At 57.7% G+C, this 25,435-nt stretch carries 30 protein-coding genes; 16 read left to right on the forward strand and 14 right to left on the reverse strand.

Features of this window, described 5'->3' with window-relative positions:
* Positions 1–8 precede the first annotated feature (8 nt).
* The 4 genes from ACR0LL_RS07875 to ACR0LL_RS07890 all read left to right on the forward strand — a co-directional run bounded on the left by ACR0LL_RS07875 (position 9) and on the right by ACR0LL_RS07890 (position 3,250).
* On the forward strand, positions 9–1,850 hold the full coding sequence (locus ACR0LL_RS07875) for a glycerophosphodiester phosphodiesterase family protein (protein ID WP_480585472.1): 1,842 nt from the start codon (positions 9–11) through the stop codon (positions 1,848–1,850).
* The gene (locus ACR0LL_RS07880) at positions 1,837–2,376 is read left to right on the forward strand and encodes a hypothetical protein (RefSeq protein WP_480585475.1); all 540 of its coding nucleotides are present in this window, start codon (positions 1,837–1,839) and stop codon (positions 2,374–2,376) included. The genes ACR0LL_RS07875 and ACR0LL_RS07880 overlap by 14 nt, the downstream gene beginning before the upstream one ends.
* Positions 2,377–2,465: 89 nt before the next feature.
* Positions 2,466–2,600, forward strand: coding sequence for an aa3-type cytochrome c oxidase subunit IV (locus ACR0LL_RS07885; RefSeq protein ID WP_267364539.1), 135 nt, complete (start codon positions 2,466–2,468; stop codon positions 2,598–2,600).
* 17 nt (positions 2,601–2,617) lie between these two features.
* Positions 2,618–3,250: a hypothetical protein gene (locus ACR0LL_RS07890; RefSeq protein WP_480585478.1), complete on the forward strand. Its 633-nt coding sequence runs from the start codon at positions 2,618–2,620 to the stop codon at positions 3,248–3,250.
* Here ACR0LL_RS07890 and ACR0LL_RS07895 read toward each other — a convergent pair.
* Positions 3,239–3,571 carry an AzlD domain-containing protein gene (locus tag ACR0LL_RS07895; protein WP_267364537.1) on the reverse strand — a complete coding sequence of 111 codons (333 nt, stop codon included), beginning with the start codon at positions 3,569–3,571 and terminating at the stop codon, positions 3,239–3,241. The genes ACR0LL_RS07890 and ACR0LL_RS07895 overlap by 12 nt on opposite strands.
* Complete coding sequence (locus ACR0LL_RS07900; RefSeq protein ID WP_267364536.1) at positions 3,568–4,278, reverse strand: AzlC family ABC transporter permease; 711 nt, start codon at positions 4,276–4,278, stop codon at positions 3,568–3,570. Before ACR0LL_RS07900 ends, ACR0LL_RS07895 begins: the two co-directional genes overlap by 4 nt.
* Between ACR0LL_RS07900 and ACR0LL_RS07905 the strand changes: the two genes are divergently transcribed.
* From ACR0LL_RS07905 to ACR0LL_RS07925, 5 genes are read left to right on the forward strand one after another with little or no spacing between them, the layout of a single operon-like run.
* Positions 4,277–5,215 carry a formate dehydrogenase accessory sulfurtransferase FdhD gene (locus tag ACR0LL_RS07905; RefSeq protein ID WP_480585481.1) on the forward strand — a complete coding sequence of 313 codons (939 nt, stop codon included), beginning with the start codon at positions 4,277–4,279 and terminating at the stop codon, positions 5,213–5,215. The genes ACR0LL_RS07900 and ACR0LL_RS07905 overlap by 2 nt on opposite strands.
* Complete coding sequence (mobA, locus tag ACR0LL_RS07910; protein ID WP_480585484.1) at positions 5,212–5,868, forward strand: molybdenum cofactor guanylyltransferase MobA; 657 nt, start codon at positions 5,212–5,214, stop codon at positions 5,866–5,868. The genes ACR0LL_RS07905 and mobA overlap by 4 nt, the downstream gene beginning before the upstream one ends.
* Positions 5,865–6,356 carry a molybdopterin-guanine dinucleotide biosynthesis protein B gene (gene mobB, locus ACR0LL_RS07915; protein WP_480585487.1) on the forward strand — a complete coding sequence of 164 codons (492 nt, stop codon included), beginning with the start codon at positions 5,865–5,867 and terminating at the stop codon, positions 6,354–6,356. Before mobA ends, mobB begins: the two co-directional genes overlap by 4 nt.
* Positions 6,353–8,422 carry a molybdenum cofactor synthesis domain-containing protein gene (locus tag ACR0LL_RS07920; protein ID WP_480585490.1) on the forward strand — a complete coding sequence of 690 codons (2,070 nt, stop codon included), beginning with the start codon at positions 6,353–6,355 and terminating at the stop codon, positions 8,420–8,422. The genes mobB and ACR0LL_RS07920 overlap by 4 nt, the downstream gene beginning before the upstream one ends.
* Before the next feature lie 44 nt (positions 8,423–8,466).
* Positions 8,467–9,012, forward strand: coding sequence for a GNAT family N-acetyltransferase (locus ACR0LL_RS07925; RefSeq protein WP_480585493.1), 546 nt, complete (start codon positions 8,467–8,469; stop codon positions 9,010–9,012).
* Here the strand turns inward: ACR0LL_RS07925 and ACR0LL_RS07930 are convergent.
* The 3 genes from ACR0LL_RS07930 to ACR0LL_RS07940 form a co-directional block, all read right to left on the reverse strand.
* Complete coding sequence (locus tag ACR0LL_RS07930; protein ID WP_480585496.1) at positions 9,009–10,004, reverse strand: hypothetical protein; 996 nt, start codon at positions 10,002–10,004, stop codon at positions 9,009–9,011. The two genes, ACR0LL_RS07925 and ACR0LL_RS07930, sit on opposite strands and share 4 nt — an antisense overlap.
* A 14-nt stretch (positions 10,005–10,018) precedes the next feature.
* Positions 10,019–10,489 carry a transcription elongation factor GreA gene (gene greA, locus ACR0LL_RS07935; protein ID WP_209506599.1) on the reverse strand — a complete coding sequence of 157 codons (471 nt, stop codon included), beginning with the start codon at positions 10,487–10,489 and terminating at the stop codon, positions 10,019–10,021.
* A gap of 234 nt (positions 10,490–10,723) precedes the next feature.
* A complete protein-coding gene (locus ACR0LL_RS07940; RefSeq protein ID WP_209598670.1) occupies positions 10,724–11,104 on the reverse strand; it encodes a VOC family protein in 381 nt (126 codons plus the stop codon).
* A gap of 81 nt (positions 11,105–11,185) precedes the next feature.
* Here ACR0LL_RS07940 and soxR point away from each other — a divergent pair, with 81 nt between their 5' ends.
* From soxR to ACR0LL_RS07960, 4 genes are all read left to right on the forward strand, one after another.
* The gene (soxR, locus tag ACR0LL_RS07945; protein WP_209598669.1) at positions 11,186–11,641 is read left to right on the forward strand and encodes a redox-sensitive transcriptional activator SoxR; all 456 of its coding nucleotides are present in this window, start codon (positions 11,186–11,188) and stop codon (positions 11,639–11,641) included.
* Positions 11,642–11,777: 136 nt separating this feature from the next.
* Complete coding sequence (locus tag ACR0LL_RS07950) at positions 11,778–13,424, forward strand: electron transfer flavoprotein-ubiquinone oxidoreductase (RefSeq protein ID WP_480585499.1); 1,647 nt, start codon at positions 11,778–11,780, stop codon at positions 13,422–13,424.
* A 145-nt stretch (positions 13,425–13,569) separates the two neighbouring features.
* On the forward strand, positions 13,570–15,240 hold the full coding sequence (locus ACR0LL_RS07955) for a tetratricopeptide repeat protein (RefSeq protein WP_480585843.1): 1,671 nt from the start codon (positions 13,570–13,572) through the stop codon (positions 15,238–15,240).
* On the forward strand, positions 15,230–16,051 hold the full coding sequence (locus ACR0LL_RS07960; protein WP_480585502.1) for a 4-(cytidine 5'-diphospho)-2-C-methyl-D-erythritol kinase: 822 nt from the start codon (positions 15,230–15,232) through the stop codon (positions 16,049–16,051). The genes ACR0LL_RS07955 and ACR0LL_RS07960 overlap by 11 nt, the downstream gene beginning before the upstream one ends.
* Here the strand turns inward: ACR0LL_RS07960 and ACR0LL_RS07965 are convergent.
* Positions 16,044–17,042, reverse strand: a complete 999-nt coding sequence (locus ACR0LL_RS07965) for a polyprenyl synthetase family protein (RefSeq protein ID WP_480585846.1) — start codon at positions 17,040–17,042, stop codon at positions 16,044–16,046. The genes ACR0LL_RS07960 and ACR0LL_RS07965 overlap by 8 nt on opposite strands.
* Before the next feature lie 56 nt (positions 17,043–17,098).
* Between ACR0LL_RS07965 and ACR0LL_RS07970 the strand changes: the two genes are divergently transcribed.
* From ACR0LL_RS07970 to ACR0LL_RS07980, 3 genes are all read left to right on the forward strand, one after another.
* Entirely contained in the window at positions 17,099–17,314 is a 216-nt protein-coding gene (locus tag ACR0LL_RS07970; protein ID WP_050604033.1) for a putative signal transducing protein, read from the forward strand.
* Entirely contained in the window at positions 17,311–18,075 is a 765-nt protein-coding gene (locus tag ACR0LL_RS07975; protein WP_480585505.1) for a tRNA1(Val) (adenine(37)-N6)-methyltransferase, read from the forward strand. Before ACR0LL_RS07970 ends, ACR0LL_RS07975 begins: the two co-directional genes overlap by 4 nt.
* A 131-nt stretch (positions 18,076–18,206) precedes the next feature.
* Positions 18,207–18,371: a YdcH family protein gene (locus tag ACR0LL_RS07980; RefSeq protein ID WP_083445267.1), complete on the forward strand. Its 165-nt coding sequence runs from the start codon at positions 18,207–18,209 to the stop codon at positions 18,369–18,371.
* Here the strand turns inward: ACR0LL_RS07980 and yddG are convergent.
* The 8 genes from yddG to ACR0LL_RS08020 all read right to left on the reverse strand — a co-directional run bounded on the left by yddG (position 18,368) and on the right by ACR0LL_RS08020 (position 25,323).
* A complete protein-coding gene (gene yddG, locus ACR0LL_RS07985; protein WP_480585508.1) occupies positions 18,368–19,234 on the reverse strand; it encodes an aromatic amino acid exporter YddG in 867 nt (288 codons plus the stop codon). The two genes, ACR0LL_RS07980 and yddG, sit on opposite strands and share 4 nt — an antisense overlap.
* Entirely contained in the window at positions 19,231–20,178 is a 948-nt protein-coding gene (locus tag ACR0LL_RS07990) for a transcriptional regulator GcvA (RefSeq protein ID WP_480585511.1), read from the reverse strand. The genes yddG and ACR0LL_RS07990 overlap by 4 nt, the downstream gene beginning before the upstream one ends.
* Before the next feature lie 298 nt (positions 20,179–20,476).
* Positions 20,477–21,199 carry an acetoacetyl-CoA reductase gene (gene phbB, locus ACR0LL_RS07995; protein WP_209506587.1) on the reverse strand — a complete coding sequence of 241 codons (723 nt, stop codon included), beginning with the start codon at positions 21,197–21,199 and terminating at the stop codon, positions 20,477–20,479.
* Positions 21,200–21,386: 187 nt separating this feature from the next.
* Positions 21,387–22,562, reverse strand: a complete 1,176-nt coding sequence (locus ACR0LL_RS08000) for an acetyl-CoA C-acetyltransferase (protein WP_209598663.1) — start codon at positions 22,560–22,562, stop codon at positions 21,387–21,389.
* A 190-nt stretch (positions 22,563–22,752) separates the two neighbouring features.
* Complete coding sequence (locus tag ACR0LL_RS08005; RefSeq protein WP_480585512.1) at positions 22,753–23,586, reverse strand: EAL domain-containing protein; 834 nt, start codon at positions 23,584–23,586, stop codon at positions 22,753–22,755.
* A gap of 103 nt (positions 23,587–23,689) precedes the next feature.
* The gene (locus ACR0LL_RS08010) at positions 23,690–23,878 is read right to left on the reverse strand and encodes a hypothetical protein (protein WP_480585514.1); all 189 of its coding nucleotides are present in this window, start codon (positions 23,876–23,878) and stop codon (positions 23,690–23,692) included.
* 90 nt (positions 23,879–23,968) lie between these two features.
* A complete protein-coding gene (locus ACR0LL_RS08015; protein ID WP_480538999.1) occupies positions 23,969–24,940 on the reverse strand; it encodes a sterol desaturase family protein in 972 nt (323 codons plus the stop codon).
* Positions 24,937–25,323: a hypothetical protein gene (locus tag ACR0LL_RS08020; protein ID WP_480585517.1), complete on the reverse strand. Its 387-nt coding sequence runs from the start codon at positions 25,321–25,323 to the stop codon at positions 24,937–24,939. Before ACR0LL_RS08020 ends, ACR0LL_RS08015 begins: the two co-directional genes overlap by 4 nt.
* Positions 25,324–25,435: the final 112 nt, after the last annotated feature.

Raw genomic sequence — 25,435 nt, forward strand, 5'->3', positions numbered from 1 at the left:
GTGACCGCGTGAGCAGATATTTCCATGCCGTAACACATGCCTACGCGGGGGCCTGGGCCCGGCGTCGGGTTTTTGTGCCTATCTATATCGCTGTCCGATTGCTGCTTGTGGCGTTGATTGCGCCAGGGGTGGCGCTGGCGGTCAATCTAGCAGTGTCTCTGTCTGACCAGACGGCCTTGACCGATCAGGACATTGCCATGTTCCTGCTGTCTCCGGTCGGGTTTATCTCGTCTGTTGTAGTTCTGAGCTTGTTTCTGCTGGCTGAGGTCCTGGTGTTCTCAGTCATGGCCGGGTCGCTGCGCATGGGCGAACAAGATCCCTGGCGTGCTGGCAGTGCGGCGCTCGCATTGATCCTGTCCCGTTTCCCTGCGTTGTTCGGATTTGCCGTGCGTTTCATCCTGCGTGTCCTGTTGCTTGCCCTGCCATTCGTGGCTGTCGCTGGCTTGATCGCTTGGTGGACGCTGACTGAATACGACATCAACTATTACCTGACCTTCCGCCCCCCCGCCTTCAAGGTGGCGGCTCTTCTGATCGGAGTGGTTGTTCTTGTACTGGCGTGGCTTTTGATCCGCCGCCTGTCCGCCTGGGCGCTGGCCCTGCATTTGGTCCTTTTCGAACGAACTGCGCCCCGAACGGCGTTTGCCCAAAGTGCGCAGAATATGGAAGGCAGGCGCGGGCGGTTGAAGATCGAGCTTGCCCTTTGGCTGGTGATGCGCCTTGTCATTGCCGCTTTGATTGCCGCAGTGGCCAGCCTTTTGTTTACTCTCGTACCCGTACAGGACGGCGGAAACCTCAAGCTGGCCCTGACCTTCAGTTTTGTCGTCGCTGGGCTGTGGTCATTGGCAGGGCTGGTTCTGGCGGCAACGGCGCTGGGCGCGCTGGCCGTCTTGCTGGACGGGTTTTTCGATACAGACGGAAAAAAGATCGCTCACCCAGAGCTCCGGAAAATTCGGGCGCCTGTATTTGTGACAGTGGGCGCATCCCTTGCCGCGTTGGGTATTGGCCTTTGGTCAGGTCAAAGTCTGCTGAAACGTGTGCAGGCCCCGGATCATGCCGAGGTCATTGGCCACCGGGGTGCTGCGGCCTTGCGGCCGGAAAACACGATGGCCTCGGTTCTGAAAGCCATCGAGGACGGCGCGAATTGGGTTGAAATCGATGTTCAGGAATCTGCGGATGACGTGATCATCGTGGCCCATGACAGCGATTTCATGAAGCTGGCGGGTGTTAATCTGAAGGTCTGGGATGCCACAATGGCGGATGTGGCCGATATCGACATCGGCAGCTGGTTCGACCCGGAATACGCCTCGGAACGCACGCCAACTCTGCGTGATGTGCTGGAGGCGGCCAAAGGCAAGTCCAGGGTTCTTATCGAACTGAAATACTATGGCCATGATATCGATCTGGAAAACCGGGTGATCAAACTGGTGGAAGAGTTGGAGATGCAGGACGAGGTCGCCACTATGTCGTTGAAGTACCCGGCTGTCCAAAAGATGAAGAAACTGCGCCCGGACTGGCGTTCGGGTGTATTGGCGGCCACAGCCGTTGGTGATCTGTCGGGGTTGGAGGGCGAGTTTGTCGCCGTTAACGCAGGGATGGCGACGCCGGGCCTGATCCGAAAGGTTCACGATGCCGGCAAGGATATCTATGTCTGGACAGTAAACGATCCGCTGCAGATGTCCAAAATGGCGTCTATGGGTGTCGATGGTCTGATTACTGATCGCCCGGCCATGGCCAATGAGGTTCTGCGCGTGCGCGCTGAAATGGGACCGGCAGAGCGGCTGATGTTGTGGCTGGCCACGGCGTTTGGATTACAGGTCGACACCAAGGCGATGCGCGATGAAAGCCCTTAATCTGTTGCTGTTGTTACTCATCATTCCGCATGTTGCCTTGGCACAGGACTTGATGCGCCGGTTCGAAATGCCTGCCCATCGCGCCTTGATGGACCAGAGCGACGGAGCCGAGCTGCAACCATTTGAAACAGACGGGTGCTCGGGTGGGTTGTCCGCAAGCTGGCGCTGGGTGGCAAAGCAATTCCCGCAGGTTGGTGAACTTTTTGAAGAACATCCACCTTGGGAAAACTGTTGTGTGATCCACGACCGGGCATATCACAATGCTGGCGGCGCGGATTCGGCCGAGGAGAGCTATGACGCGCGTTTGGCGGCGGATAATGCCCTGCATGCCTGTGTTGCGGCGCATGGAGAACAGTATGCCGACGAATATGCGGATCGCTACGATATGGAACCTGATCAGATCCGCTCCATTCATGCGATCACAGCGGATGCCATGTATGGGGCGGTTCGTTTCGGTGGCGGGCCGTGCAGCGGCCTGCCCTGGCGGTGGGGGTTTGGGTATCCCGGATGCTCGGTCCTCAAGTAAGCACGCCCTGCGCGCGAATGACGTGGTGACAGGCGTTTTGTTTTCCATTATCCAACAAGTCAAACACGCGAATTGGGATTCTGAGACTCATGGCTGAATACAAGCACGGCGAAATGAACATCGACGTTCAAACCAAAACTTTCAACGGTTTCATCAAAGCCACCACTTGGTGTGTGGTCGCGATCGCCTTGTTGTGCCTGTTCCTTGCAGTTTTCGCCTCGTAAGCAATTCGGGGGCGGCTTTGCTCAGGATATTGACTGCGTGCCTCGTGGCCGCAACGCTGGCTGGTTGCGCTGCATCACAGCGCCCGCAAGCGGATCAAACTGAAATTACGTCCCGCTCCTATCGCGATCCGGGGCCATCGACCCTGACCTTGTACACGATGATCAGCACCCGAACCGGTTCGGGTGCGCATACGTCGTTGATGATCAGCGGCAGTGAGCGGGTTATTTTCGACCCGGCAGGGTCGTTCCGGGCGGATGTTGTACCGATCAGGAACGATGTGCTGTACGGTATTACCCCGAATGTCGAACGTGCGTATCGCAGCAGCCACGCCCGCGAAACACATTATGCGCGCATCCAGACGATCGAGGTCACTCCGAAACAGGCCGAAATTGCATTGCAACTGGCCAAGCAGATGGGCCCGGTGGCTGGTGCATTCTGTGCGAACTCTACCTCGCAGCTGTTGCAGCAGGTTCCGGGGTTCGAACAGATCACGACCACATTCTATCCGGTCAAACTGTCGGATCAGTTTGGAGCGCTGCAAGGCGTTCAAACGGCGGAATACCGTGAAAACGACGACGCGGACCTGCAAAAGGGACTGGCGTTCAACAATGCGCGCCTGAACCAGCTGGACGCGGCTTCATCCAACTAGATACAGCAATATGTAAAGTGTTGCCGCCCCGGTAAAAATGGCCGCCAGCACGTTCTTGGTTAGAATGCCCACAGACAATGCAACCGCTGCGGCCGACATACGGGGGATATCCGGTTGTCCTTCGGTGGCTGCAGGCCAAACCACCAGCGGCGCGATCAGTGCGGGCAGGATGGCCACGGCAGTATATCGAAGGTGACGTAACAACCAGGGCGGCATCGGGCGATCACCGACGAGACCGATGAAGGTAAAGCGCAAAGCATAGCTGCCCACCGCAAGACCCGCGATGATGATCCATATTGTTGTCTGATCGATCTGGTTCATGGCGCGTTCCGCTTTAGCATCAATTCTGCCTGCGCACCGGCCATCATCCCTGCTGCGCCCGCGATCAGCAGGCCCAGATTGAACGGCACACTCACGGTCAGCAGGGCAACAACAATGGCGACCAGGGCGGCGATGACATGGGCCAGCGTACGCATCATTGGCCCAATCATCGCCAGAAAGGTGATCGGCAGGGCAAAGTCCAGCGCCCAGCTTTCCGGTATTTGAGCACCCAGCACGGCACCCAGACAGGTTCCCAAAACCCACAGCGGTGTGATCGGAGTGACCGAACCCAGGAAATAGGCCATTCGCTGGGGGATCGTCAGATCAGGCTCTTTTTCGAACTGCGCGATTGAACAGGCGTAAGACTGATCCACGATCAGGTAAGCCGCACATGCTCTCTGCCACAAGGGCGCGGCACCCAGAAACGGCGTCAGTGATGCAGAATACATCGCAACCCGCAGGTTCACTGCCAGGGCCGAGATCAAAACGATGATTGTCGGCGTTTCATCCTGCAGAAGTTGCAGAGCTGTGAACTGCGCAGCGCCTGCAAAAACAGTGATGGAAAAGGCGATGGTTTGCACGATATTCAACCCGGCTTCTGTCGAGAAGACACCGAACAACAGACCAAAAGGCACAGCCACGAAGACAAACGGCGTGCCGTCGCGAAAACCTTTCCAGAAGTATGACTTGGATGTGGCAGAGGCCATGGCTAAATCCTATGGTGACGCCAGCAGCAGTATCGGTCTTGTGGAGGGGTTGCAATTGGTCACCGAAACCGACGTGTCAGACTATGTAGTCGCTCCTGATCCGGGCGCGGCCCGCCTGACCCGTGCGGTCGAGGGTGTGGATCAGAATGGCGAGGTCAGCCAGATTTCAGTGGTCGAAGAGCGCCCACTGACGATCTTCCTCAACGCGCAGGAAATTGTGACGGCGATGACCATTGGCGACTATCCCGAATACCTGGCGCTGGGTTTTCTGCGAAATCAGGGCATGTTGCTGGCTGATGATGAGATTACCCGTGTCGATTACGATGATGATCTTGAAACCGTTGTTGTCCGCACCGCACGCGCGACTTCGTACGAAGACAAGCTGAAGAAAAAGACACGCACCAGTGGCTGCGCTGTGGGAACGGTGTTCGGGGACATGATGGAGGGCCTTGACGGCGTTCAACTGCCACAAGTGCAGGTGCGGACCTCATGGCTTTACGAACTGGCGGCCAAGATCAACCGCACCCCGTCGCTTTATCTTGAGGCCGGGGCAATTCATGGGACTGTACTGTGCCGCGAAAACCGCCCGCTGGTTTATATGGAAGACGTGGGTCGCCATAACGCTGTCGACAAGATCGCAGGCTGGATGCTGTCCGAGGGTGCGACGGCAGAGGACAAGATCCTTTACACCACCGGTCGCCTGACATCCGAGATGGTGATCAAAACGGCAATGATGGGCATTCCCGTGTTGGCGTCCCGTTCCGGCTTTACCGCCTGGGGTGTCGAGATCGCGCGTGAGGTCGGCCTTACGCTGATCGGTCGGATGCGCGGACAGCGCTTTGTTTGTCTTTCCGGTGAGGAACGGTTGGTTCGTGATGTGGACCCGTCGACGGTTGTGGCCGAAGACAGGAAACACCGGCGGAAGAGTAGCCAATGAGTGATGAAAACAGAAAACCTCTCGGCGTTATCCTCGCAGGCGGGCAGGCCACCCGGATGGGTGGTGGTGATAAAGGCCTGTTGAAGATTGGCGGGCAGACCCTGCTGTCCCATGTCGTTGATCGGTTGTCTCCTCAAGTCGATGGTTTGGCCCTGAACGCAAATGGTGACCCCAAGCGTTTCAGCGATCTGACGCTACCTGTTCTTCCTGACACAATTGAAGACTTCGCTGGCCCTTTAGCCGGCGTTTTGGCGGGGCTAGATTGGGCGGCAGATCAGGGGGCCGACAGCATCGTAACGGCTGCCGCAGATACACCGTTCTTCCCGCGTGATCTGGTGGCGCGTCTGCAAGAGGCGGCAGCGGGGCAGGTGCATCCTCTGGTCTTGGCCACTACTCCGCGAACGGGTGACGAAGCGCTGAAATCCGGTGGGGGCAGGCGCGTCAACCGGCACCCGACCTTTGGGCTCTGGCCTGTGGCTCTGCGCGATGATCTGCGGGCGGCTCTGACGGACGGGTTGCGCAAGGTCGTGCTGTGGACTGATAAACACGACGGGCGCGAGGCTTTGTTCCAGGCTGACCCGTTTGATCCGTTCTTCAACGTCAATACGCCTGACGATTTGGACCGCGCCCGGACATTGTTGGAGCAGGTATGAGAGTCTACGGCGTCACTGGCTGGAAAAACGCAGGCAAAACAGGGCTGATGGAACGGCTGGTGGCCGAGATCACGGGGCGGGGCTTTACCGTCTCAACTGTCAAACACGCGCATCACGGCGTCGATGTGGACCAGCCGGGCACGGACAGTCATCGTCACCGCGTTGCTGGCGCGAGCGAGGTGTTGCTTGCGTCGGGGCAGCGCGTCGCCTTGATGCAGGAGTTGCGCGGCGCGCCCGAGCCGCCATTGGGCGAACTGCTGGCGCGGCTTTCACCGGTTGATCTGGTGCTGGTTGAAGGCTTCAAGCGGGAAGGCCACCCAAAGATCGAGGCGTTTCGAGCCGAGGCGGGAAATCCTCTGATTGCGATTGAAAACGAAACTATTCGTGCCGTTGCCAGCGACACGGCGCTGGAACTGGATCGTCCGGTTTTCGACCTGAACGACACAGTCAGGATCGCGGACTTCATATTGGATGAGGTCGGTTTGTGACCCTGTTCCAGACCTTTGCCATGGTGGACTGGTCTGGTGGAAATGACACCGGACCAACGCCGCGCAAAGACGCGATCTGGGTCTGTATTGTGCGTGAAGGGCAGGCACAGGAACCCGAATACCTGCGCAACCGGGCGCTTGCCGAGGCGTGGCTGGATGCCCTGATCCGCACCGAACTGAAGGCAGGTCGCCGCCTGTTTCTGGGGTTCGATTTCCCTTTTGGATACCCGAAGGGCTTTGCCCGCGCGATCACCGGAACGGATGACCCCTTGACCTTGTGGGACTGGTTCGAACAACTTGTCGAGGACGGTCCGAAAACGAACAATCGTTTCGACTTGGCAGGCCGGATCAATCGACAATTCGGAGGAAGAGGCCCATTTTGGATGAATGGCCTCGGGCGTGACATTGATGGTTTGCCGCGAACCAAGACAGGCTATTCCAATCCGTTTTCCGACCGTCGTGCGGTTGAAGCCTTGGCAAAAGGCAGTTTCACCTGCTGGCAGATGGCGGGTGCAGGCGCGGTCGGTGGGCAGGTGATGATGGGGCTTCCAGTTCTGAGCAGGCTCCGCCATCGCTTTGCCGGACAAGTCGCGGTCTGGCCGTTCGAGTCGTTGGATAGACCCATCGCCTTTGTGGAAATCTGGCCGTCGCTCACCTTGGGTGCGCCACCGGACGGGCGGATCAAGGATGCTTGGCAGGTCGAACAGGTCGCCTTGACTCTGTCGCGTTTGACAGAGCAGGAGTTGAAAGCGCAATTAGATGTTTCAGCGGCAGAGGAAGGCTGGATATTGGGTGTGACTCAGAAAAAGCCGAACATAGCCCCGCCACCATTGCGCAACGATTGTTTTGCACTGCCAGCGGGTGTGGAGTGGACGCCCGTTGATGACGCCTTGGCCTATTTGCGCGACAGGTTGCATCCGATTACCTCGGTCGAGGTGGTCGCGCTGAATACGGCGAGTGGGCGCATTCTGGCAGAAGATGTGACAGCCCAACGTTCCAACCCGCCGCAGCCGAATACAGCCGTGGATGGGTTCGGGTTCGCTGGCCCGGTTTCAGATGGGCCACAGGTCCTGCCGTTGGTCGATGGGCGTGCAGCAGCCGGTATTCCGTTTGAGGGTGACGTTCCTGCGGGCCAGGCATTGCGCGTTCTGACGGGTGCGGCGCTGCCTGACGGGGTGGATACGGTTATTCTGGAAGAGGATGTCACAGTTAAAGACGGGCATATCGCATTCCACGGCCCGCTGAAAAAGGGGGCAAATACCAGGCAAGCGGGCGAGGATGTGGCCGCAGGCGATCTGGCCCTGCCTAAAGGACGCCGATTGACACCGGCTGATCTTGCGCTGCTCACCGCTTTGGGCATTGCCGAGGTGAATGTGCGCAAGCCGCTGCGTGTCGCCGTGGTATCGACCGGTGATGAACTGGTCGACGCCGGAGAACGCGCCGGACCGGGTCAGATATTCGACGCCAACCGCCCGATGCTGTTGTCTCTGGTCGAAAGGCTGGGGTTTGTACCTGTGGATATGGGGCGTGTTTCAGATGATCGGGACGCCCTGCGGGAACGGCTGGATCAGGCTGCGGAACAGGCAGAAGTGATACTGACGAGTGGTGGCGCATCTGCTGGTGACGAAGACCACGTGTCTGCCTTGCTGCGCCAGGCGGGGGCGATGCAACACTGGCGGATCGCCTTGAAACCCGGTCGCCCTCTGGCTTTGGGGTTGTGGTCCGGAACACCGGTCTTTGGACTGCCCGGCAATCCCGTTGCCGCTTTGGTCTGCACCTTGATCTTTGCGCGACCGGCGCTGGGCCTGATGTCTGGCGAAGGCTGGATCGAGCCGCAAGGGTTCGAAGTGCCCGCTGCCTTTGAAAAGCGTAAGAAACCGGGCCGCCGCGAATACCTGCGCGCGCGCATACGGGAAGGCCGGGTTGAAGTCTTCAAGTCAGAAGGATCGGGCCGGATCAGCGGGCTCAGCTGGGCCGAAGGGCTGGTCGAAATAGAAGATGGTGCCCGGCATATCCAACCGGGTGATATGGTTCGGTTTATCCCGTATGGCAGTTTTGGGTTGTGAAAATCACGGTCTCACACGGTTTTTCTGATGCGGAACGCCCACTGGTGGCGACCCTGTTCTGGCAGGCATTTTCGGCGAAACTGAACAAAGTCATGGGTCCGGATGAAAAGGGGCTGGCTTTCTTCGAAACTTCGTTGAACCCGGATTTCGCGCTTGTTGCACGGGACAAGGAAGACCGGATTTTGGGGCTTGCAGGTTTCAAGACACGCGATGGTGCATTGGCCGGAGGCGGAATGTCAGACCTAGCAAAGGTCTATGGCTGGCTTGGGGCCATTTGGCGCGCCCTCACCCTCAGCATTTTGGAGCGCGAACTGAAACCCGGCGTGTTTCAAATGGATGGCATATTTGCGGCCGCGGGCTCGCGTGGCAAAGGAGTTGGTACTGCCTTGCTGGATGCCGTTAAGTGTGAAGCGCGGAAACAAAACATGTCGGTGGTTCAGCTTGACGTTATCGACACAAACCCCCGCGCCCGCGCTTTATATGAGCGCGAAGGATTTCGGGCGGTGGGGGAAGAAAAAACCGGGCCTTTAAGTTACGTGTTTGGTTTCAGCAGCGCGACCAAGATGTCTTGGATCGTTTTGCCTGATTAATCAAACGTCCCGGCCACGCGCCCCAGCAACATGAACGCCCGCGCGGTGCGGGTCTCACCCAACGCGCTCAGTTCTGCATCGCTTGCGGTGGGCTCGAACTCGGCCATCATCTTGTCGAAGCGGCGAAGAAAATGGTGGGCGGCGTCGCGAAAAATGGGATCCTGTTTCATCCGCGCAGCTGTCAGCGCCAGCGAGGACCGGTCGCGTACACCCCCCAGCGCGGCGACAGCGCGACCCCGCGCGCCCTGCGCGAACTGACGCCAGATTTCGGGCCGGGCCATGTCAGGGCGCAGGTCGTCCATATAGATGCCTTCCTGACTGAGCAGTGTAAGAACATCCTGCGAGGCTTGCACGATCTGCGCCGTCTTGCGGTCTTTCAGCGCCACGCGCAGGGCGTTGAACCCTTCGGTGTCATTCTGAGTTTCCGGGAAGTTCAAGGCGCGGATAAAGATATCGGTGCTCAGCGGTGGCGCAATTTCTTCCGCAGATGTGCCCAGTTCAAGCGAGGTTTGAGCACCCGCAACGAGTGGTTTTGCAGGGGCGTAAGGGGGCGTTGTGCGCTTGGTCGAAAATGTTGCCAGCGCGCTTTCGGTTTTTCGCGCCGCGGCTGCGATCTCATCCAGTTTCTTTGCTACCGTAGGTTCGTAGGTGCTGGATGCGCGCTGCTGCTGCGCCACATAAGCCTGGCGGATCGCATCAATCGCAGTTTGCAGCCGCGCGCTTTCCTCGCGCATCACGCGGCTGGCACGCATGGCAGTGGCCGCGACCCAGATCATCGCCACAGGCATGAAAACGGCCAGAAAGGTGACAACAAAACCACCGCTCTGCGCCTTACCCGGCAACACCAGAAAAACAACCGACACCACCAGCCAAATCAGGCTGAGCACCAATGCGGCAATCTCAATCTCGGTGACAGACGGTGCCTTTGGGCGGTCATAGATGCCCAGCGAAGTCGGTCTTTCAGTTTCCGGGTCAGGTTTGGGCCCCGACATTACATGCGCTCCGGTCAGGCGTACTTGATACTCAGAATTTCATAAGAGCGCACGCCGCCAGGGGTGCGCACCTCGACACTGTCACCTTCGTCCTTGCCGATCAGGGCGCGGGCGATGGGGGATTTGATATTCAAAAGGCCAGCTTCGATATTGGCTTCATATTCACCGACGATCTGCCACGTCTTTTCTTCGTCGGTATCCTCGTCAACCAATGTAACCTTTGCGCCAAACTTGATCGCGCCGGACAGTTTTGCAGGGTCAATTACATCCGCCAGTGACAGGATACCTTCCAGTTCCTTGATGCGACCTTCGATAAACCCCTGCTTTTCGCGGGCTGAATGATATTCGGCGTTTTCTTTCAGGTCGCCAAGTTCTCGCGCCGATGCGATGGCTTCGATGATCGCAGGGCGTTCGACGGATTTGAGGTTCTTCAGCTCAGCTGCGAGTGCGGCATTGCCCGCAGGCGTCATCGGGATCTTTTCCATACTCTCTACGTCCACGCATAAACTGACTCGCCCCGCCGCACAGAAGCGTCGGGGCGAGTCCTAGGTTGACGATTACCTGACCCAAATACCACGTGAATTGCAAGGGGTGTCAGCAGGTGCAGCGATCAATTTGCAACATTGCGCCGGCGGGATTGTTTCGGGTGTGGCCTATGGCGATGGTCCGGTTGCCCACCCTTGCACCATCGCTTTGAAGGCGTGCAGAGCCACAGCATCTCAATCATATTGAACCACTTCAAACTCGATGCCGTTGTCATCCCTGAAATAGAACCGACGCCCCGGTTCGTAATCGGCATGATTATGGGGTTCGAACCCGGCCTTGCGCACCTTGGCCTCGGTTGCATCGATATCTTCGACCAGAACACCAACATGATTCAGCCCGCCGACGATATCGTAGCTGCTTTCGACCAATGGTTTCGGCGCATCTGGTTTGTAAAGCGCAAGATAGGTGTGGGCCGATCCGACATGCACCGTGTATCCGCCTGATATTGCGGGTCCTTCCCACCGTGTTTTCCAGCCAAAGACCTGCTGCATCCAAGCGGCCGAGGCCTGTGGGTCGCTGACAGTGAAATTGGTATGTTCAAGCGTTGCCATCATGGGATCTCCTTTTTTGGCTTGTTTCGACTCACCGTAATTTCTAAACCTAACTTTAGGTCAAGGTATTTCTTCGAGGGCGACATGGCTGTTTCAGAAGGGTTGGCAATCGGGGCATTGGCCCGACGTACAGGGTTGGCCGTTTCAGCGATCCGGTATTACGAAGCACAGGGTTTGATCGCGCCCTGGCGCAATGCAGGTGGGCAGCGACGTTACCAGCGGGCAGATATCCGGCGGCTGAGCTTTGTCATGATCGCACAGCAGTTCGGCCTGACCTTGCCTGAAATTCGCGAGGTCTTGTCGGGCTTGCCGGGAAAGCGAACACCGACACCACAAGATTGGAAAGCCATAAGCGTGCGGTTGCGCACTCATCTGGACCAGCGAATCGATACCCTGATGCGATTGCGCGACAATCTGGACGGCTGCATCGGGTGCGGGTGCCTCAGCTTGCCGAAATGCAAGCTTTATAACCCCGATGACAGGGCAAAATCCCATGGTAGCGGTCCCAGATACCTGATGGGTGATGCACCAGAGGACTGATGTGTCGAATAGCGCCCTTGTTACGCCGTGTTTCGATTGACCAAAGTCTTACTGACCATGTAATCAGCCGTGAAACAAAATTGCGCAGATCCTGCAGTGACAGCGCCAATTCGGAAAGTAAGCTAGGGAGCCCGCGATGGCCGAGATTGAACGCGAAGCAATGGAATATGACGTGGTGATCGTAGGCGCAGGTCCTGCGGGCCTGTCGGCGGCCATTCGTCTGAAACAGCTGGATGCGGATCTGAACGTTGTCGTTCTGGAAAAGGGCTCGGAAGTGGGCGCTCATATCCTGTCTGGCGCAGTTCTCGATCCCTGCGGGCTGGATGCTTTGATCCCGGATTGGAAGGCTAAGGGTGCTCCGCTGAACGTGCCGGTGCATGAAGACAATTTCTACATGCTGGGCGAGGCAGGCAAGATCCGCATCCCCAACTTCCCGATGCCGCCGCTGATGAACAACCATGGCAACTACATCGTTTCGATGGGCAATGTTTGCCGCTGGATGGCCGAGCAGGCCGAGGAACTGGGCGTGGAAATCTTCCCCGGCATGGCCTGTTCCGAACTGGTTTACGGCGATAACGGTGAAGTCAAAGGCGTAGTGGCCGGTGTCTTTGGTCTGGAAGCGGACGGCTCTTATGGCCCCAACACCGAGCCGGGTATGGAATTGCACGGCAAATACGTCTTCCTGTCGGAAGGTGTGCGCGGCTCACTGTCCAAGGAAGTCATCGCCAAATACGACTTGTCTGCCGGCAAAGAGCCGCAGAAATACGGCGTCGGCATGAAAGAGATCTGGGAGATCGATCCGGCAAAGCACAAGGAAGGTACGGTCGCGCACACAATGGGCTGGCCTCTGGGCGGCAACGCAGGCGGCGGGTCGTTCATCTATCATCTTGAAAACAATCAGGTCTATGTCGGCTTTGTGGTTCACCTGAACTACAAGAACCCGCGCCTGTACCCCTACATGGAATTCCAGCGCTTCAAGCATCACCCGATGGTGGCCGAGCTGCTGAAAGGCGGCAAGCGCGTGGCTTACGGTGCCCGTGCGATCACCGAAGGCGGCCTTCAATCGATGCCCAAGCTGGTGGCGCCGGGCGTGGCGCTGCTGGGCTGTTCCGCGGGCATGGTCAACGTGCCGCGCATCAAGGGTAACCACAACGCGATGCTGTCGGGCAAGGCCGCGGCTGAGGCTGCTTATCACGCGATCAAGGCTGACCGTTCAGGCGATGAGCTGACCGCTTACGAGGCCGATGTCCGCAATGGCGCAATTGGCAAGGACCTGAAGAAGGTGCGCAACGTCAAGCCGATGTGGTCCAAGTGGGGCATGATCCCTTCGCTGGTGCTGGGTGGTCTGGACATGTGGACCAACACATTGGGCTTTTCGCTCTTTGGTACGCTGGGACATGGCAAGAATGATGCCCAGTCGACCGAGGAAGCCAGCAAGCACAAGCCGATCGATTATCCCAAGCCCGATGGCACGCTGTCCTTTGACCGTCTGACCAACGTGTCCTTTGCGGCAACCAATCACGAGGAAAGCCAGCCCTGCCACCTGCGCCTGACGGACCCGGATATCCCGGTCAAGGTCAACCTGCCCAAGTTCGACGAACCGGCGCAGCGCTATTGCCCGGCAGGCGTGTACGAAATGGTCGAGGATGACAACGGTCCGCGATTCGTCATCAACTTCCAGAACTGCGTTCACTGCAAAACCTGCGACATCAAGGATCCAAGCCAGAATATCACCTGGACCACACCGCAGGGGGGCGACGGACCAAACTATCCGAACATGTAAGCAAAAAACCGGCAATGGCAGGGTCGTGAAGGCTCTGCCATTGCCTCTTGCCGACCGAAGCCCTAGCTTAACCGTCAGTCAACGATAGTAAGGCAGGATTTCGGTGGTTTCCCTGGTTCGTCGCGCGGCATTGTCCGTGCTGCTCATGTCGTCGGTCGCAGTTCCGGCCTATTCGGAATCGGGTGCCGGTTCATATCTGGCCGGGCGTCAGGCGATCTACGAAAGCGACTATTCTGCGGCGGAAAGATACTACGCCCAGGCTCTCAGGTTTGATCCGGAAAACGCGCTGCTCTTGGAAAGCGTTGTTGTCGCCCGCCTTGCGCTGGGGGAAATTGCCCGTGCTTTGCCTGTTGCAAAGCAGATCGAGGAAGCCAACCTTCCCAGTCAGGCCGCGCGCATGGCGATTTCGGCCAATTTGATTGCTGACGGCAAGTTTGACGAACTTCTGGCGCGTGACCCTGAAACGCAGGGGATCGGTCCTTTGGTTGATGGGCTGATGATCGCATGGGCCCATCTGGGGCAAGGTGAAATGACAAAGGCCATGGAGCAGTTCGATGCCGTGGCCACGCAGGAAGGCCTCAGGGAATTTGCGCTGTATCACAAAGCCATGGCATTGGCCTCTATCGGCGATTTCGAAGGTGCCGAGGTGATATTTGCGGATAATAACGGCGCGGTTGCGCGGTTCTCGCGTCGGGCCGCGCTGGCCCGTACTGAGGTGCTGTCACAGCTGGATCGCAACGAAGACGCCATTCGATTTCTGGACGATGTGTTTGTTTCCGGTAGCGATCCGACCATTGAAGCCTATACCGGCCAATTGACCGCGGGCGAGACGCTTCCGTTCACCCATGCGGGCTCTGCGCTGGATGGCATGGCGGAAATATTCTTTACCGTTGGTGCCGCATTGAACAGCGAGGCTTCGGCTGACTACGTCCTGCTTTACGCGCGACTGGCGAGCTTTCTGCGCCCTGACCACGTGGACGCCATTCTGCTGAGCGCGGAATTGCTGGACAAGCTGCAACAGTATGATCTGGCTGTTGCGGCCTATCGTATGGTCCCGGCAGGCAGCAATGACCACCATGCCGCAGAACTTGGACGGGCCGAAATCCTGGATAAATCCGGAAAAACCGATGCGGCCATTGAAGTTCTGCAAAACCTGGCGCTGCAAAACCCTGATTTGCCCAGCGTGCATGTTTCTCTGGCAGATCTTCAGCGTCGTCAGGAAAACTATGCGGCTGCGGTTGCCTCTTATGACACTGCGATTGCTTTGACGGACAGTCAGGCAGGTGGGAATTGGTTCCTGCACTACGCGCGCGGCATAAGCCACGAGCGGCTGAAGCAGTGGGATCAGGCTGAAACCGATTTCCGCCGGGCGCTGGAGTTGAATCCGGATCAGCCGCAGGTGCTGAACTACTTGGGCTATTCTTTGGTAGAACGGAAAGAAAAGCTGGATGAAGCGCTGGACATGATCCAACGCGCGGTCGAAGCCCGCCCGGATAGCGGCTACATCGTGGATAGTCTGGGTTGGGTTCTGTTCCGTCTGGGTCGTTACGAAGAAGCGGTCGAGCATATGGAGCGCGCGGTCGAGCTGATGCCTGTTGATCCGGTCGTCAATGATCATCTGGGGGATGTCTATTGGGCTGTCGGACGTGCGCGCGAGGCCGAGTTCCAATGGAAGCGGGCGCTGTCCTTTGTTGACCCCGAAGAGACAGATGGCGAGGCTGACCCAGATCGCATTCGACGCAAGATCGAGGTCGGACTAAGTGCCGTTCTGGCCGAAGAAGGTGCGGAACCTTTGAAAGTCGCAAATGGAAATTAAGGCGTTTGCGCCCGCCAAGATCAACCTGACCCTGCATGTGACCGGACGTCGTAAGGACGGTTATCACCTGTTGGATTCGTTAGTGGTTTTTGCTGATCTCGGCGATCAGTTGACATTCACACCCGGCCCTGAGCTGACTATGGACGTGAGTGGGGAGTTTGCTGAAGGCGTGCCCACGGACAGCCGTAATCTGGCCTGGAAAGCGGCCGAAGGCGCCGGCTGGACCGGGCATATCGACCTGATCAAGTCTCTGCCCCACGGGGCAGGTATAGGGGGTGGGTCATCGGATGCAGCCGCCACGCTGAATATGCTGGGCGGTCTGGGCCGTGACATCCCGCCTGACCTACCGTTGTCACTGGGGGCAGATGTGCCCGTTTGTCTCGAAAACCGGGCGATCAGAATGCAAGGCATTGGCGATCGTTTGGCGGCGGTGCACCTTCCGAACCTACCTGCCCTGTTGGTCAACCCGAATGTGCCGGTGCCGACAGGAGCCGTTTTCAACGCGCTGGCGTCGCGAGACAATCCGCCGATGCCTGAGCTGGTCCCTGATTTTGAAGACGCTGAAGCCTGTGCCCTGTGGTTGCGTGATCAACGCAATGACTTGCAGGTACCTGCCATGGGCGTTGCACGTGAGATCGAGCAGGTTCTGGACGAGTTGAACATGACCAGTCGTGCCCTTGTGACGCGCATGTCGGGATCCGGCTCGACTTGTTTTGCGTTGTATCCCACAATGAAAGACGCGCATCTCGCGGCCTATGAGATCGGTGCGGCGCATCCTGACTGGTGGTGCCGCGCGACGCAGCTTAACTAAGGCGCGAGACCACGTAATCGGCCAGTTCGCGCAGCAGGCTGCGAATTTCATGATCGGGCAGAACATCCAAAGATGCCTTTGCCTTGTTCGCCCAGCCCAAAGCGTCCTGCCGGGTTTTTTCCAGCGTTGCGTATTTGTCCATCAAACCCAGCGCATGATCCAGATCACCGTCCTGTTGGTGGCCTTTTTCGATCGTACGCTCCCAGAATGCGCGTTCTTCGGGCGTGGCCTGTGCAACAGCCTTGATGACAGGCAGGGTCAGCTTTCGTTCGCGGAAATCATCGCCCACATTCTTGCCGGTTGTCTTGCTGTCCCCTTGATAGTCCAGCAGATCGTCTGCAATCTGGAATGCGATCCCCAATGCGTCACCATAATCGAACAGGGCCTTGATCTGTTCTTCCGATGCACCGGCGATCACGCCGCCCACCTCGGTCGCAGCTGAAAACAAAGCTGCTGTCTTGCCGCGCACGACCTGTAGGTAAACGCTTTCATCTGTCCGCAGGTCGGTTGCTGCGGTCATTTGCAGCACCTCGCCTTCGGCGATGGTTGCTGAGGCATTGGCCAAGATATCCAGAACCCGCAGCGAACCCGTTTCGACCATCAATTGGAAGCTGCGAGAAAACAGGTAATCACCGACCAGCACACTGGATTTATTGTCCCAAAGTAGATTTGCGGTCGGGCGTCCGCGCCGCTGCGCGCTCTCATCCACAACGTCGTCGTGCAGAAGGGTAGCGGTATGGATGAACTCGACCGTGGCAGCAAGGCGTACATGGTGCTCGCCCGAATAGCCAAACAACCGCGCGGCTGCCAATGTCAGCATCGGGCGCAGGCGCTTTCCGCCCGCTTCGACCAGATGCTGGGTCACTTCGGGGATACGTGGGGCATGGTCCGACGCCATCCGGGTGCGGATCAACGTATTCACAGCCTCCATTTCACCCGCCAATATATCAGCGAGGCGCTCATGCGGTTTTGAGATCATGCCGACGGTCATCATTCTCCTGATACAAGGCTCGACTTCCGCCCCGCCTTGCCCTTACATCCATCCCCATGAAAGAACTATTGCGCAGTACCGATCCGACGATCCTGGCCTTTGCATCCGCTCTCCTTGAAGGCGAGGATATAGACTGCTTTCAGATGGACGTAAATATGAGCATCCTCGAAGGTGGGATCGGAATCTTTCCCCGCCGACTGATGGTTCGCGCCGAAGACCTGACCCGTGCCGAACGTGTGATGCGCGACAATGAAATTCCGCTTGGCCGATGACCCGGTTTTCCGATGGCGAACTCAGCTGCAATGATTTCTTGGGGGGCAGGGTCCGATTGCTGCAACCTCAGTCGGGTTATCGTGCCGGGGTCGACCCGGTATTGCTTGCCGCATCCGTTCCGGCCAGCGCAGGTCAGTCCGTGTTGGAACTGGGGTGCGGCGCAGGGGCTGCCATTCTTTGCTTGTCCTCCCGAGTGCCCGGTCTGCACCTGACAGGTATCGAGCTACAGCCTTCCTATGCGGAATTGGCCCGCAGAAATGCGGAAATCAACCGGATAGAGCTGGAAGTTGTCCAAGCTGATCTGACCGCTATGCCCGAGGCGTTTCGGCAGCGCCAGTTCGATCACGTCATTGCGAATCCGCCCTATTATCGGGCGGGGGCGCATAGCCCTGCAAAGGATGCGGGACGAAGTGTGGCCCTGAGCGAAGACACCCAGTTGGCCGACTGGATTGCAGTGGCTGCCAAACGCCTTGCGCCAAAAGGGTACCTGCACATGATCCAGAAAGCCGATCGACTGCCCGACATGCTGGCAGCGTGCCAGGGGTTGCTGGGATCGGTAGAGTTGTTGCCGCTAAGCCCACGGACAGGGCGAGAGGCTGAGCTGATCATTCTGCGCGCCCGCAAAGGAGGGCGTGCGGCATTTCGCCTCCACCCACCTTTGATTGTGCACGCGGGTGAACGTCACGAAAAAGACGGCGAAAGCTATACGGATGCAATTTCGGCCGTGCTCCGGAAGGCCGCTGCCCTGCCCGGGTTTTGACGACGACCGGCAATGTCCAGCCGATTTTGTCGGATTTGTTTCAGATTCTGTGCGTCTGCAGCGTGACAGGGTGGAAACGATGTGATCAACTTCTTACGTGACATTCAGACACGTATAAAAGGAGGATCGCAATGAGCGTGAGCGCACATCTGACAGAACTGAAGAAAAAGCACGAATCTCTCGGTCTAGAAGTAGAACAAGCCCAACGCTCGCCAGGCATCGATGATCTCCACATCGCCCAGCTGAAGAAACAGAAGCTCAAGCTGAAGGAAGAGATCGAGCGACTGTCTGCTTAAGATTTCAAACTGGAACGGGCCGCGATCAAGGCCCCGCCGGTAATCAGAAAGGCCGCGATCGCCAGCCCCCAGGATGGGGCAGCGATCCCGGCCATCACCAAAGCAAGTGTCGACAAAAGCGGGGCCGCATAAGATGAGGTCCCGAGCATTTGAATATCACCCTGCTTTACCCCGATATCCCATACATAAAAGGCCAGTCCAACGGGCCCGAGGCCAAGTGCCAGTACAGAAACCCACCCCAGTGTCGTGTCGGGCAGTACGGTGTCTTCCATTGCCAAGTGCAGCAGACCCGAAGCCATCGCAGCCATCAGACAAAAGACCGCAACCGAACTGGTCGGTGTACCCCCCAATTTGCGCGACAAAACCGAATAGCCTGACCATGTCAGGGCGCAAAGCAGGGCCAATGCATATCCCGGCAGGTGTTGTGCCTGAAAACCGGCGCTCCCGCCTCCGGTGATGATCAAAGCAGCCCCAGCAAAGCCAAGGCATGCCCCGATCAAGTGACCAGTGCGAAGCTGCTCGCCCGGTAGCAGGCCGGAAAACAGAACGATAAGAAGGGGCCAGAGATAGGCAATCAACCCGGCCTCGGCCGCGGGGGCCATACGCAGGGCTGAAAAATACAATGCGTGGTACCCGAACAGACCCAATGAACCGAGCAGGTAGGTCGTCCAGGGGACCTGTTTCAACCCGCTAAACCCACCGGTTGCGGCTGTCCAGATCAACCCAAGCGTACCACCAATCGAAAAGCAGATCGTGTTCAACAGCAATGGCGGTGTGGGTGCAGAGCCGACGGTCAAAAGCGCCAGCAAAGCCCATAATAGTACGGCCCCAAAGCCGATGGCTGTTGCGCGCGTTTTGGTCATGATCCGGAAACCTCTTCGATCGGAATAATGTCGAACTCATCCGAAATATGCGCGGTCTTTTCAATCTCGGTCAGGAACCAATCCCGAAAGGCTGCGATCTGAGGGCGTTTCTCGGCCCCGGGAAGGCACAGGAACCGGAACCGGCCCTGCGTTTCCAGCGCGACCTTGAAGGGGGCAACCAGCCGACCCTCGGTCAAGTCCTTGAGGATCATGGCGCGCCGTCCAAGGGCGACACCAACACCGGCGACAGCGGCGTCAATCGCGTGATCTGCGTTGGAAAAATGCGCGCCATGAGTGGGGATGAAATCGATACCCACAGCGCGGAACCAGGCAGGCCAGTCGCAGGGCGGGGTCAGAAAATTGATCGAATCGTCGTGGATCAACGGTGCGTCGCGCAGGCTGTCTGGGGTGGCGAATTGTTCTGCCAGTTCCGGGGTCATGACCGGGGTCAGCCACTCTTTTCTTACAGGTACGGAATACAGCCCCTCATCGGCGGAATTGCCAAACCGGATGGCAACATCCACATCATCCCGCTCCAGATCCATGTTGCGCAATGTGGCCGAGAATTTCAGGTCGATTTCCGGATGTGCACGGGCGAATTCGTAAAGGCGAGGTGCGAGCCACTTTGCAGTCAGTGCCGGACCTGCGGTGACGGTCAGTCCGGTGTCTTCCTCCTGCCTGCGTACAGCACGCCACGCGCTTTGCAATGTGGCAAAGCCCTCTGCCGCGCCGGGGGCCAAGGCGCGGCCCGCATCGGTCAGTTCCACAGCACGGTTCAGACGGCGGAACAGAGGGCGACCCAGATGCTCCTCAAGCGATTTGATCTGAAAGGACAGGGCCGCTGGCGTCACGTGCAGCTCTTCCGCCGCTTTCGCGAAGGACATGTGCCGGGCCGCGGCATCAAAAGCTCGAAGCGCGGTAAGTGGGGGCAGATAATCACTCATGGTCAAGAAATTCTTAACTGAAGGTTCAGGAAACTTCGTTTGTCATGATCATAGGTGACCTTCATATTCACATCAGGTCAAGCAAAACTGAATTGAAAGGCGGCTACCATGATCGAGATGACAACAAATCCCGCCGCCCAAGTGGCGATCCTGCGCGCGCATGAAGAGCGTGGCAAGGTGGTCCGGCAGTTGTGGAATTGGGTATTGGGTTCCCGCTGATCGCAGCGCGCGCGATCTTACGGGATAAGGATGGGCCGGCCCTAATGGACCGGCCCGTTTTCACAATTCTGATTGCAGATCAGACGAAGAACTGGGCGCCGTTGGCCGAGATGGTCGAGCCGTTGATGAACTGAGATTCGTCCGAGGCCAGGAAGGTCACACAGCGTGCAATCTCTTCTGGTTCGCCCAGACGACCGGCGGGGATCTGGCCAATAATCGATTCGCGTACCTTTTCGGGCACCGCCATCACCATCTCGGTTGCAATATAACCGGGGCAGATCGCGTTGGCCGTGATGCCTGCCCGCGCGCCTTCCTGCGCCAGAGATTTAACGATGCCCAGATCGCCCGCCTTGGTCGCAGCATAGTTCACCTGAGCGAACTGACCTTTCTGGCCGTTGATCGAGCTGATGACGATGACACGGCCAAATTTGCGCTCGCGCATGCCGGGCCAGACAGGGTGCACAGTGTTGAATACGCCGGTCAGGTTGGTGTCGATCACGTCTTTCCACTGATCGGGTGTCATTTTGTGGAAAGGTGCATCACGGGTGATGCCTGCGTTGGCGACAACGATGTCGATGGGGCCAACCTCGGCCTCGACCTTTTCGATGCCCGCTTTGGATTCGTCATAATCGGCGACGTTCCACTTGTAGGTCTTGATGCCGGTTTCTTCGGTGAATTTCGCGGCGGCTTCGTCATTCCCAGCATAGGTGGCCGCAACGTTGTATCCTTCGGCTTTGAGCGCCTTGGAAATTGCTGCGCCAATGCCGCGGGAACCGCCGGTAACGAGTGCTGTACGTGCCATTTAGGACTCCTCCAATTTTAGTCGCCTTGGTAATGCTGTTACTTTGAGAGATGTTTGTGCGCAATATTGTTTCGTCGTTAAGGTGTTTATTTCGGATGGCAATATCGTCGCATCTAAGGGGTACGACCCCAGTGTAACAAAAAAGGGCGTCCCATGGACGCCCTTTTCTATTTGGTTATTGGCGCACTTAGTCGCGCTCCACACACAGGGCGACACCCATGCCGCCGCCGATGCACAAGGTGGCCAGACCTTTCTTTGCGTCGCGGCGCTTCATTTCGAACAGCAGCGTGTTCAGAACGCGGCAACCTGATGCGCCGATTGGGTGGCCGATGGCAATTGCACCGCCGTTCACGTTCACAATCGACGGATCCCAGCCCATATCTTTGTTCACTGCGCAGGCCTGCGCGGCAAAGGCTTCGTTGGCTTCAACCAAGTCCAGATCGTCGACGGACCAACCTGCTTTTTCCAATGCCTTGCGCGAAGCGTAGATCGGGCCAACGCCCATGATCGACGGGTCCAGCCCGGCAGTTGCGTAGGACGCGATGCGCGCCAAAGGTTCGATTCCGCGCTTCTCTGCGTTTTGAGCTGACATCAGCAGGGTTGCGGCCGCGCCGTCGTTCAGGCCCGAAGCGTTTGCAGCAGTGACCGATCCGTCCTTGGTAAAGGCGGGGCGCAGCTTTGCCATGGCTTCCATTGTAGCGCCGTGGCGGATGTATTCGTCCTTGTCCATCACGATGTCACCCTTGCGGGTCTTGATGGTGAAGGGCACGATTTCGTCGACAAATTTGCCAGCTTTTTGCGCCGCCTCGGCTTTGTTCTGCGAAGCAACAGCGAATTCATCCTGCATGTCGCGGCTGATCTGCCATTTCTCGGCAACATTTTCCGCCGTCTGACCCATGTGATAACCGTTGAAGGCATCCCACAGACCATCGCGGATCATGGTGTCGATATACTTCATATCGCCCATCTTGTGACCGGCGCGCAGGGCAGCTGCGTGGGGCGACAGGGTCATGTTCTCTTGGCCACCAGCGGCGACGATGTCGGCATCGCCCAGCTGGATATGCTGAGCGCCCAATGCGACCGCACGCAGGCCCGAGCCGCAAACCTGGTTGATGCCCCAGGCGGCACTTTCTTGCGGCAAACCAGCGTTGATATGCGCCTGCCGAGCCGGGTTCTGGCCCTGAGCCGCAGTCAGCACCTGACCCAAGATGGTTTCGCTGACTTCGCCTTTTTCAATCCCGGCGCGCTCAACAACTGCTTCCAGGACGGCCGCGCCCAGATCATGTGCGGGGGTGTTCGCAAACGAACCACTAAAGCTGCCAACACCTGTTCGTGCGGCGGATGCGATTACTACGTTGGTCATATGATCAGTCCTTTACCGTCATTGTCTGGCGGAATGTCTGACGGCGCAGGCCGAGAGTTTCCCTCTCGAAACAAGAGCGCCCCGTTATCCCCCGCTCAAGTACTTCTGCAATAGCGTAATGCTGCACTTGCAGCAACGGGCAGCTTGTCTCAGCTTGGGAAATGGCGGAAAAATGTCGATCACCCACGGGTCAACTTGCTGTTTTTGAAATTTTTTCCTGTTTCCACGGGGGTGAAACACTGGGCGCGCCAAACAAAAAACCCTGCATGCAATCCACGCCACTTTCAAGCAAAAATGCCGCATCCTTCTGAGTTTCGACCGATTCGGCAGTGACCAGAATTTCAAACTCACGCGCCACGGCAATCAGGGCCCGCACCAAAGCCTGGTTGTCGGGGCTGTTGCTGATGCCCCTGATAAACTGACCATCGATCTTGGCGGCGTCGAACAGAAACTCGCGAAAGTGGCGGAAACTGAAATTGCTGGCACCAAAGTCGTCTAGCGCAAAGGCGACGCCGCGATCCTGTAGGCGGTCCATGAAGTCGACCACCAATTCCGGCACCTGCATGGCAGAACTTTCGGAGATTTCTAGGATCAGCCGTTCGCCCAGCTGCGGATCCCGTTTCAGAAACCGGTCCAGTATACCGGACCAGTTGGAATAACCGATTGAGCGGGCGGACATGTTGATCGACAGGCGGATCTGGGGGTTCTTCACCAACGTGCGCAGACCAAGTTCCAACGCGACGCAGTCGAGATCACGTCCGATCGGAGTGTTTTCAACCTGTGGCATGAACTCGCGCGCGGGGATAACGCGCCCTGTTTCATCCAATACACGAATGAAGCCTTCGTAAAACGCGATGTCATGCGGCGGGTGCGCCTGAACAACCGGCTGAAAGGCCAACCGACATTGCTTGTGCTTCACAGCATCGGTTGCCATCTGAACCACCGAACGATCCCGTGTTGACACTGCTGCATTCAAAGGGGTGTCCAACCCTTCGGGAAGATTGGTGAGCTTTTTGTTTCCCATAGGCGCAGATTCCCGTGTGTCCGGAACAGGTGTTTTGACACAGTTTCGGGGCAAACAGATGAATCTGCGGTTAAAGCGTCAGAAGAAGTTGCTTATTGCGGTTTTAGCGCGCGGAATGCCCGGCACGGGCCAGCGACGCCGCGGCTCCAAGAAGGGCTCCTGTCGCACCCAGAATCATCAGGACAAAACCCAATGCGATCAGAGTGCCAACAAAGCTGCCGAGCGCGGCAAGCATGGCCAGCAACAGGCCAAACAACCCCACGAAGGTTGAAATGGTTGCCAAACGTTTCATGCCGCCCCTCGCTCATCTATGCCCCACATTCAATCACTGATATGGCGTGCAAAAACCGGAGTTCAAGTCTAGCGGGGCCTGACGGCTGTGTCAGGCCTGTTCTGCCTGTCCTTTGGGCAGGATCTTGTCGACCTGCTCAAAACCGGGCGTTCCCCGGTCCTCGGGGTGGCGAGCCAAGTGCTTGGCTTTTATCTGTTCCGAGTTGTCGCGGCTGCCGTCGTGGCTGTACCCAGGAGGTGCAAAACAATAGGCCAGACGTTGACGCAGTGTCAGGCCTGGCTGCGTGGCATCGTGCCAAATGCCGACCCATTCGTGAAACGCAACGCGCAACGGGTTGAAGGTGCCGATATTGTGAACCAGCCCGTAGTCGACACGGTCGTTTTCCAGTTCAGGCACAAATGTCCCAAACAGCTTGTCCCAGATGATGAAAACTCCGGCGTAATTACAATCCAGGTACCGCGCGTTCCTGCCGTGATGCGCGCGATGATGGCTGGGGGTATTCATGACCGCTTCGAACCATCGGGGCATTTTGCCGATGGCCTCGGTGTGAATCCAGAACTGATAGATCAGGTTCAATCCGCCGACGAACAGAACCATGGCGGGATGGAAACCCAGCAGGATCAGCGGCGCGCGAACGACCATCATGAACGTAAAGGTATAGGTCCAAGTCTGCCGCAGAGCTGTGGTCAGATTGTAGTGCTGTGAACTGTGGTGGTTGACATGGCTGGCCCAGACCCAGCGAATGCGATGCCCAAAACGGTGTACCCAGTAATAGCGAAGATCATCCAGAACAAAGCACAGAATGATAACAGGAATTGACGTGCCCAGATCCAAAGGAGTGATCTGCCACAGCCACATGAAAAACGCATAGGCAATAAAGCCCAGCAAAAAGCCCGACGCGATGTTCCCGGCCCCCATGATCAGCGAGGTCACAGCGTCGCGCGTTTCATACCGCCCGCCTTTGCCCTTGACTGCGATCCACAGGAATTCTGCCAGAATAGCAGCGATGAAAAACGGGACGGCCCATTGCACCGCATCGGGAAAGCTTATTTGGTCTGTCATGCGGGCCTCATCAAGTGTTGCCAGTGCTGGCGTTCGGTCTGGTCAAGGTGAAGGGTCGCGCGCGGGGTGCTGAAGTCGTGAAACCGAACTTCGATGCCATTGGCGGTCTCAAACCAGTCGAAATCCTGAAGATGCCGCGCTACTGTGTCGGCGCCGAAGGACCAGATCAACCCGGCCCCGTTCTGGGTTCTTACCAGCGCCGCGTGACCGTCATGGGCGATTGTCACGTCGATCACCGTGTCATCAGGGAAATGCCGCAGCCACTGGCGTGGCGCCGTGTCTGGCGTCAGCACGTGCAACCGCGACTTGCCCGTCAGATGCAACAAAACCGTAATCCCGGCTATGCCCCCAACGACCAACACCAATAGAATTTCCAGCGGCATTCCATCCTCCTGAGCGCAGAGTGCAAAGGAGGATAGAAACTGTCAAAGGTGGCGTGACGTCAGCTTTTGCAGAACAGAACGTGCCGCTCATTTCCCGGATCGGTACCCAAAG

This window comes from Ruegeria sp. AI2 (assembly GCF_056541275.1).